Annotated in this window: 8 protein-coding genes and 1 pseudogene; 5 read left to right on the top strand and 4 right to left on the bottom strand. The window is 41.8% G+C overall.

The window, feature by feature from the left end:
* Positions 1-474, top strand: a pseudogene (locus PX481_RS12930) (hypothetical protein); the annotation flags it as partial.
* Positions 475-504: 30 nt separating this feature from the next.
* On the top strand, positions 505-1881 hold the full coding sequence (locus PX481_RS12925) for an aldehyde dehydrogenase (protein WP_288094693.1): 1377 nt from the start codon (positions 505-507) through the stop codon (positions 1879-1881).
* Positions 1882-1892: 11 nt separating this feature from the next.
* Here PX481_RS12925 and PX481_RS12920 read toward each other — a convergent pair whose 3' ends face one another.
* From PX481_RS12920 to PX481_RS12910, 3 genes are all read right to left on the bottom strand, one after another.
* Positions 1893-3302 (bottom strand): isochorismate synthase, encoded by a 1410-nt coding sequence (locus tag PX481_RS12920; protein WP_288055206.1) that lies wholly within the window; start codon positions 3300-3302, stop codon positions 1893-1895.
* 235 nt (positions 3303-3537) lie between these two features.
* Entirely contained in the window at positions 3538-3942 is a 405-nt protein-coding gene (locus PX481_RS12915; RefSeq protein WP_002760353.1) for an NIL domain-containing protein, read from the bottom strand.
* A gap of 32 nt (positions 3943-3974) precedes the next feature.
* Positions 3975-4241: a ssr2422 family thylakoid membrane protein gene (locus PX481_RS12910; RefSeq protein ID WP_002760351.1), complete on the bottom strand. Its 267-nt coding sequence runs from the start codon at positions 4239-4241 to the stop codon at positions 3975-3977.
* Between the two features lie 103 nt (positions 4242-4344).
* Between PX481_RS12910 and PX481_RS12905 the strand changes: the two genes are divergently transcribed.
* The 3 genes from PX481_RS12905 (at position 4345) to PX481_RS12895 (ending at position 7249) form a co-directional block, all read left to right on the top strand.
* Positions 4345-4896 carry a thioredoxin family protein gene (locus tag PX481_RS12905; protein WP_002760350.1) on the top strand — a complete coding sequence of 184 codons (552 nt, stop codon included), beginning with the start codon at positions 4345-4347 and terminating at the stop codon, positions 4894-4896.
* Between the two features lie 114 nt (positions 4897-5010).
* Positions 5011-5364: a hypothetical protein gene (locus tag PX481_RS12900; protein ID WP_002760349.1), complete on the top strand. Its 354-nt coding sequence runs from the start codon at positions 5011-5013 to the stop codon at positions 5362-5364.
* Positions 5333-7249 (top strand): hypothetical protein, encoded by a 1917-nt coding sequence (locus tag PX481_RS12895; RefSeq protein WP_002760348.1) that lies wholly within the window; start codon positions 5333-5335, stop codon positions 7247-7249. The genes PX481_RS12900 and PX481_RS12895 overlap by 32 nt, the downstream gene beginning before the upstream one ends.
* A gap of 159 nt (positions 7250-7408) precedes the next feature.
* On the opposite strand, the gene ftsH is transcribed toward PX481_RS12895, so the two are convergent.
* Positions 7409-9043 (bottom strand): ATP-dependent zinc metalloprotease FtsH (gene ftsH, locus PX481_RS12890; RefSeq protein WP_288094692.1); only part of this gene is annotated, 1635 nt, incomplete at its 5' end.

The raw sequence follows: 9043 nt of genomic DNA, 5'->3' as shown, positions 1-9043 counted from the left end.
GATAATGCCAAAATGCGTTATATTCGATCGCTTTTTTATGTCAATAATCAAGGATTACAAAAACGCTTACTCAATCTACAAGGTTCGATTATAGATTGTCAATTTAATGCCACCGGTAGTGATTTGTATTGTTTGTTAACCGAGTTAGTTACTAACAGTCAAGAGTACAAAGAAAAACCCTATTTTGCTAAAATAGATGTGAAGACCGGTCAAGTGACTCCCCTACTGGAATTAGCCGATTATCGTGATATTCACATTAGTTTATCTCCCGATGGTTTAGCAATTATTTTTGATCAACTTCGCATCAGTTATGATACTAATCCTACTAATCCCTTGACTACCGATTCGGGAGAAACAATTATCGGTGGTCGTTTGTGGATGTTAATTCCTCCCCTACAAGATGGAGTAAAAGCCAGTAAATCTGATTTAATTGAATTACCTCTAGCGGGAATTCGTCCCCAGTGGATGCCGTAGAATTTCATCATTAAGTTAGGAATTATTTCGATGCTGTCAAACTCAGAAAAATTAGCCAAATTGCGTCAGTATTTTGTTAGTGGTGCCACTCGTTCCTATCAATTCCGTCGTCAGCAGTTAGAGAAGTTAAAACAGGCAATCATTAAATATGAAGCGGAGATCTATGAAGCTTTATATAGCGATTTAAAGAAAAGTCCCGAAGATTGTTGGATTACGGAAAATGGTTTCCTTTTGGTGGAAATTAAGACCGCTTTAAAAAATTTGCGCTCATGGATGCAACCCAAAACTGTTAAAACTAATCTCTTAAATTTCCCATCCTCCAGTCAGATTATTCGGGAACCTTTAGGAGTGGTTTTAATTATTGGTGCTTGGAATTATCCCCTCCAATTGTTATTAGTGCCTTTAGTCGGTGCCATTGCTGCCGGTAACTGTGCGGTATTAAAACCGAGTGAATTTGCCTCAGCGACGGAAAAATTAGTAGTTAAAATAATTGAAGAAATATTCCCCGAAGAATATGTGTTAATTGTCCCCGGAGATGGTGCGGAAGTAATTCCGAATATGTTAGACAGTTTTACCTTTGATCAGATATTTTTTACTGGCAGTACAAAGGTAGGAAAAATTATTTATCAACTAGCGGCAGCAAAGTTAATTCCTGTTACTCTAGAATTAGGGGGAAAAAGTCCCTGTGTTATCGAAGCTGATGCTAATATTTCCGTGGCAACCCGTCGCATTGCCGTGACAAAATTCTCTAATTGTGGTCAAATGTGTATCGCAGCTGATTATATTTTAGTACATCAATCCCAGCAGGAGAATTTGATCAGAGAATTAGCAAACACTATTGTTAATTTTTTCGGTGAAGATGCCAGATTAAGTGCTGATTATGGTAAGATAATCAATGAGAAACAATTTGATCGCCTGATTGACTTTCTCCAAGATGGTGAGATTGTTTTTGGAGGCAAAACCGATCGAGAAAATTTATATATTCAACCAACTTTATTAACTAATGTTTCCCTCGATGCTCCTATTATGCAAGGGGAAATATTCGGTCCAATTTTACCGATCATTGCCTTTAGCACTTTTGAGGAAGCTTTAGCAATTATTGCTAAAAACCCTAACCCTCTAGCTTTTTATCTGTTTACTACTAAGGCAAAAACCGAAAAGAAATGGTTAGAATCTGTCCAGTTTGGGGGAGGTTGTATTAACAACAATAGTTTTCATTTTACTAATCCTAGTTTACCCTTTGGTGGTCGGGGAAATAGCGGTTTTGGTAGCTATCATGGTCGTTTTTCCTTTGAGAATTTTAGTCACCAAAAAGCCATTATGAAAACACCTCTTTGGTTCAATCCCGCTTTAAAATATCCGCCTTTTAAGGGTAAGTTAGGCTTATTTAAGTTATTAGTTCGGTAAAAAGCTATAGTTTAAGTTAAAGCTTTTAAGAGAGCTTGAAATTTAAGCTGAATTTCTGCTAGTTCTTTTTCCGGATCGGAACCGGCAACAATACCCGCACCGGCGTATAATCGCGCTCGATCGCCTTCAATTAAGGCCGAACGAATACCAACAATAAACTCACTATTATTTTGACAATCGATCCAACCCAAAGGAGCGGCATAAAGAGAGCGATCGAAGGTTTCATAATGACGAATTTGTGCTAAAGCGATCTCCGTGGGAACCCCAGCAACAGCAGGAGTGGGGTGTAGTTGGGCAACAATTTCGAGGGGATGGATGGAGGGTTTTAGTTTGGCATGGATAGGAGTCCAGAGATGTTGAATATTGGAGAGTTTTAACAATCTAGAGGGAGAATTTTGCGGATTTAAGCCAATTTGTCGCAGTTTTTGGTTAATAAAGTCACTAACAGCCCGATGTTCCCGTTGTTCTTTTTCACTAGCGAGGAGTTTATTGGCTAAAAGAGCATCTTCGATCGCATTTTCTCCCCGGGGGGCGGATCCCGCTAAAGCATCGGTGATTAATTGCCCCTGATGGACAGTTAACAAGCGTTCGGGACTAGCGCCGATAAAATGATCTCCCCGTCCATTGCCGAGGGAAAAAGTGTAGCAATCGGGATGACGCTGACGCAAATTATCGAGACAGTTTACCAGATGAAAAGGACGGGGAGAAATCACGTCAAGAGCGTGAGCGAGGACAATTTTGCTAAATTTTTGAGCATGGATAGATTGGAGTGCATCGGCAACAGCCGCTTGAAAATTATAGGTAGGATGAATATAATAACTACAGGGAGCCTGGTGGGGATTTTGTCGGCAATTGCTCGAGTTATTTTGGATAATTTTGAGGTTATTAATAGTTTCTTCGAGGGAGTTTTCTATTTCTTTTTCGCTGGTGATTAGGAGATTGGTAAGGAAAAAATATTCCGACTGTTTTTTGATAATTTGAAACTTAGGCAGGGTTAGGGTAGCTGAGGGAAAGGGGGTAGCTCTTTCCGAGTCGAAAAAAGTGAAACTACAAAAGATGCGGGGAGTAATCTCGCTATAGTTATCAATTTTAATAATTCTTTGTTGACAGTTTTCAATAAATTTTTGAGCTTTTAAAAAACGTTGTTTGCCGTGGAAAGTGGCAGCAAAGGCGATGCCGTAGCCGAGAAAAGCGGTTTCTCGTTCGGGATTTTCCCAATAACAATGGGTGGGATAGCTAGAGGCAATCCGAGAGAGAATTTCTAGGGGATCAACGGGGGAAATTTTTTGACAAAAACTAACGAACGACGGATTTCCCTTTTCTGCGGCTAACAGTTGCGGGTTGAGGATAAAGTTATAGAGGCCGCGAAGATCAGCAATCGGACTATCAGGATAGGAAAGGCGAGGAACGGCAGAAGTCATGTCAAGTTTTTTGTATTTTTTGCAAAAAAACCATGATTAATGGTATGTAATCCCCACAGATGTGGCCAGAGTCAGCAATCTCTTTTTAACTATGGTATCGGAGAAAGGGTCTTTAGGCAGAAAGGGAAGGGGATATTTGTGACGATTAACCGCATTGGAGACAAATGAAGGCTTAAAATCTCCAGAGATGGCTATTATTTAAATGGGCAAAAAAATTAATTTAATAACTGCTACTTTACAAGTTTGTGGAAATTGCCACCACGGGACAAGTGGGGATACATTGTTCACAAACCACACAACGGGAACGCAAAAACTTAAGACGAAAACTTTCGGGATCAAGGGTTAAAGCTTCCGTGGGACAAACTCCCGTACATAAGCCACAATCGACGCATTTTTCTTCATCAATGACGATTTCGCGACTAACTTGGGAAACGCCAATATTTTGTAATTGTAACCATTCGATCGCCGCTTCTAACTCATCGATATCTCCCGATAATTCTAATACTAATGTTCCCACTTGATTGGGGGCAACTTGGGCGCGGATAATATTAGCTGCGATGTTAAAATCCTTCGCCAGTCGATAGGTAACGGGCATATGGACGGCTTTTTTGGGAAAAGTGAGAGTAACGCGTTTTTTCATGCAGCCTTTCCGATCAAAGAATCTTTTTTTGCTTATTTGCCGAAAACGGCTGGAATTACAATAGTAGCAGTAGCGGCAACGATTAGACCAAAAGCCAAATTAACTACCTGTTGATCAGCTTTTTGGTAGGTATCGATGCTAAGACTAAGTTCACGGATTTGGTTGATCACGTCTCCTAGCTTTTTTTCAATGTTTTGAAGGTTACTTTCTAAAGTTTCTAATCGCCCCTCAATTGTATGAACGTCCCCTTCTAGCCTTTTTAGCTGTCCCTCTATTCGATCGAGTCTTTCTTCGGTCATAATTATTACCCATCTCTAACTTAATTGTAACTCAATCGACACCAATACTAAAAGAGCGCAGCAATCGTTACAATAGGACAAAGTAAACTTTGATTAAATGTCCATGACAGCCACCACACCCACCAACAAAACCAGAAATCTGCTGCTGGCAGTAACGGCAGTTATCCTTAGTGTAGCGATTTTCTTCGGGTTTCAAACCACCGCTAGTTCCGTATCTTTGGAAGCGCAAGCGGAAAAAGCGACACCTTTCGAGCTTGCCCTCAGCAATGGTAAACCCACCCTGACAGAATTTTATGCTAATTGGTGTACCAGTTGTCAGGCGATGGCCCCTGAAATTGCCGAAATTAAAAAACAATACGGTAATGCCATTAATTTTGTCATGCTCAACGTTGATAATAATAAATGGTTGCCGGAAATTCTCCGTTATCGCGTGGATGGTATTCCCCATTTTGTCTTTTTAAATAATCAAGGACAACCAGTTGCCCAAGCGATCGGAGAACAACCAAAATCAATTTTAACTGCTAATTTAGAAGCACTTTTAACCAATTCTACCCTACCCTATGCCACCACTACGGGACAGGCTTCTGATTTTAATATCCTTGCGGGCGCTAGTCAAACCGATCCTCGCAGTCACGGCAGTCAAGTTAAGCAGTAATCAGTTATCAGTAATCAGTAATCAGTAATCAGTGGAAAGCTCATGGCTGAAAGCTATCATTCAAGAGTCAACAGCTTATCAATAAGTACATTTCATTGACTGAATTTTTTAACTATGGCGATTATTGTCCAACATTTGACCACAGGTAACGAATATATATTCCTAGGAGTTATTGGGGGTGAAAGTAAGAATATTTTACCCACCAAAATGTTAGGAGATTTTTTCGCAACCGAGACTCCAGATAAATCTCGATCGCTGACGGTTTGTGACGATCAAGGCCGCATACTTTGGTTTCCCGTCACAGAAATGATTGTGGTGGAGGTAGATGGTCAAAAACCCGAAGAATTATTACCAGAAATTATCCCTCCTGAACCAGTTCCTTTACAATTAGATAAAGAGAATCAACCTCAGTCCCCAGAAAATCAAGGAAACATCGATGAATTTGCCGAAGATGACGATTGGATCTAGAATTAAATATCTAATTTTAGCGGTAATAATTGCCCTATTTACTATTGGCTTTAATTCCCTCTATTCTGTTTCTCAAAACTCGATCGCTTCCTTCCCCGTTGCCGAAGTTAAACCCCAATATCTTAACGATTGGACACCGGAATTAGAGGCAGAATTTCAACAAAGGGCCAAGCAAGTTATTAACCATTTTGCTAAGGCAGAAAGTTATGGCAATTTGTGGGGAGAAAACGAGAAAAGATCCTATCCTATGGCCATGTTTGATTTCTTGGCAGGAAACCGGCAAAAAGCCCTAGATTTCCTGCAGCAGGATGACCCACAAAAACGGGAACAGGCCCACACCGATTATATAGATTATTATTTTTCTTTTACCCTAAAAGGACAAATTAGAAAATATTTTCTGCTCGGAAAGTATCTCGATCCAGTTTATCGTCAGAGAATGTATAATGCGGCGAAAATTTGGACAGAAACCGACCCTTTACAACGGCCCCATCCTGTCCACGGTACGGGCCAAGGAACGGGTAATGATTGGAGTATAACAAGACGGGGTTTATGGGTAGATAGTCGCAATACTGATAACCTGCGAGCGATGCGCGAAACATCGGTTTATCTGATGGCCGAAGAAACCGGAAATGAAGCAACTCGTCAAATTTATAAAAGTAAAATTAAGCGTTACGTTTCAGCTTTATATAACATCGGTATGGGAGAATGGGATTCAGAAGTTTATCACGGTCACACCTTTGCTCCCTATCTCAATCTCTACGATTTTGCTCAAGATACGGAAGTTAAACAATGGGCAAAAATGGCCTTAGATTGGTTATCCATGGCCGCTAGTGTTAAATATTATCGCGGTGGTTGGGGTGGCCCTGTAAAACGCGATTATGGTGGTAGTAATGGGGCAATGCGATCGGGTGCAGCCCGCACTTTTTGGCTATACTTTGGTGATACTCCCGTCCCCAATAATCGCCCGGAATTGGACTCTCTTTATCTAATTACCAGTGGTTATCGTCCTCCTTTAGCAGTGATGGAATTAGCCCGAAAAAACTTTAATAAACCGGTAGAAATTCTCGCCAGTAAACCCCTGTATGAAAACTGGAAACCGGGCAATAATCAAAGTCCAGGTTATTGGGAAACTCAATTTATCGGGGCTAGTTATCAAATGGGTAGTCTGGCGGGAACTTTCCCCGATGGCGATGTGGCCCCGTTTAAATTAATGGCCTTTAATCAACACAAAGGGGTGGATTTTTTTGTGGCTAACACTGGCAAAAATGGCGTAAAACCGGGCAAAAATCCCGGGGATGAGATCGGACAATATCGTAATCTTTTAATCTGGTTACGACCAGCAGATCAAGCTTTTTTCTGGCAATTACCGAAAACCGCCAAGGTAGAAAAAGATGATAATATCTGGTTTATTCAATTAGAAAAAACTTGGTTAGCTCTGAGATTAATAAATCTTTCTTCTCCTGAAATGATCGAGATTCCTAATTCCCCTTATCCCGATGATAATACCTACCAAGCTTTACCCACAGGTAACAATTATGCGGGTTTTGCTCTGGAAGTGGGAGAAGCGGCAACCCAGGGCAGTTATGAGAATTTTAAGAGCATATTTAAGCAAAAAAGTCAAGTAAATTTAACTCAAATTAATCAGGGCAGGGTTTTATTTAAAGGCAGTCAAGGGCAGAGTTTACAATTGACCTATAATCAAATCAATCTACTGCCGATTTTAATTCGTAACGGTCAAAAGCACGATTGGTCAAAAAATTTCGCCCTTTATAACAGTTTAAGTCGAGATAACTCTCCTGTTTCTTTGGGTTGGAAAAAGGGCAAATTAACCGTCAAAGCAGGGAAATACCAGTTTTCCAATGCCTTGATCCTCTCCTCTCCTTAAGTTAGATATTCTCGATTATTTATTCAGCAAACCCTAGTTATGAGGAGAGGCAAAAGGCAGCTTTGTTCGCCCCACTTCCCCACTTCCCCACTTCCCCACACCCCACACCCCACTTCCCCACGAAAAACTTTTTCAGCAGACCCTATTTATGGGGATTGATCAGACCATTTGCGCTTGATTTAAGAATTCTTGCAATTCTTCTCCTTCGATTACTTCGGTGGTCAAAAGATTAGCGGTAATGGACTCTAATAAATTGCGGTTGTGACTGAGAATTGCTAGGGCTTTTTGGTAACTAGCGTCGATAATTTGTTTAACTTCTTCATCGATCGCTTTGGCCGTATTTTCCCCGATCGAACGGCGGGGACTACCCTGATTATTACCTAAAAAATTAGCCTGTCCTGTTTTATCGTAGGCTAGGGGTCCTAGGGATTTACTCATACCATACATTGTCACCATTCTTTCAGCAATATCCGTCGCCCTTTGTAAATCATCGGAAGCGCCATTAGTGACACTGCCAAAGATTAATTCTTCGGCTGCCCGACCGCCCAATAACATAGTAATTTGTTCTTTAAATTCGGTTTCTGTCATCAAAAAACGGTCTTCCGTGGGAATTTTCAGGGTATAACCCAAAGCGGATAAACCCCGGGGAACGATCGAAATTTTCTCCACCCGACCCCCTCCCGGCATAACAGCACCAACTAAAGCATGACCAACTTCGTGATAAGCGACGATTTTCTTTTCTTTTTCGGATAAAACCCGACTTTTCTTTTCTAAACCAGCGATAACTCTTTCTATTGCTTCTTTAAAATCAATTTGACTGACTCTTTCCCGATTATTGCGGGCAGCCAAAAGAGCCGCCTCATTGACGAGGTTGGCTAAATCGGCACCGGCAAAACCGGGGGTTTGGGTGGCGATCGCTTTGAGGTTAACATCTTCACCCATCTGGACTCGTTGGGCGTATATTTCCAAAATTGCCAATCTTCCCGCTAAATCGGGACGATCCACCAAAACTTGGCGATCAAAGCGCCCCGGACGCAATAAAGCGGCATCAAGAGTCTCTGGGCGATTGGTGGCGGCTAAAACGATGACGACGGCTTCTTTGGGGCTAAAACCGTCCATTTCTGTCAAAAGTTGGTTCAAAGTCTGCTCGCGCTCATCATTACTGCCGCTAGTTCCCGATCCCGAACTTCTCGATTTACCGATCGCGTCCAATTCATCAATAAAAATGATGCTAGGGGCATTTTTCTTCGCTTGGGCAAATAGATCCCGCACCCGGGCTGCCCCGGTCCCGACAAATAATTCCACGAATTCCGAGGCCGAAATGCTAAAAAACGTCACTCCCGCTTCTCCCGCGACCGCTTTTGCTAAGAGGGTTTTTCCCGTCCCCGGCGGTCCGACCAAGAGAACACCCTTAGGAATACGCGCCCCAATTTTATTAAAGCGCTCGGCATCCTTGAGAAATTCGACAATTTCCTTTAACTCGGTTTTTGCTTCCTCGGCCCCGGCCACATCACCGAAGGTAATCGGATATTTTTCGCCGTCTCCGTAAACTTTAGCGAGATTTTTATTAAAAAGCAGCGATTTACGCGTGTCATCGTTGCGATAGAACAGAAACTGCATGGCGGCGACTAAAATTAAGGGAGGAACCACCCAAGCGAGGAGAGTGGTGATCCAACTGTTTTCGGCCACAGGAATCGCCTCGAAGATTACGCCTTTTTGCTGTAATAGTTGGGGTAATTGGGGGTTATCGACTGGAATCGTGGCCAAGACTCGTCCGGGGGCTAGATTACTGCT

The sequence above is a fragment of the Microcystis sp. M53603_WE2 genome, from assembly GCF_030065435.1.
Note: the sequence above shows the minus strand (reverse complement) of the source record. Positions and strands in the feature narration are given on the sequence as shown.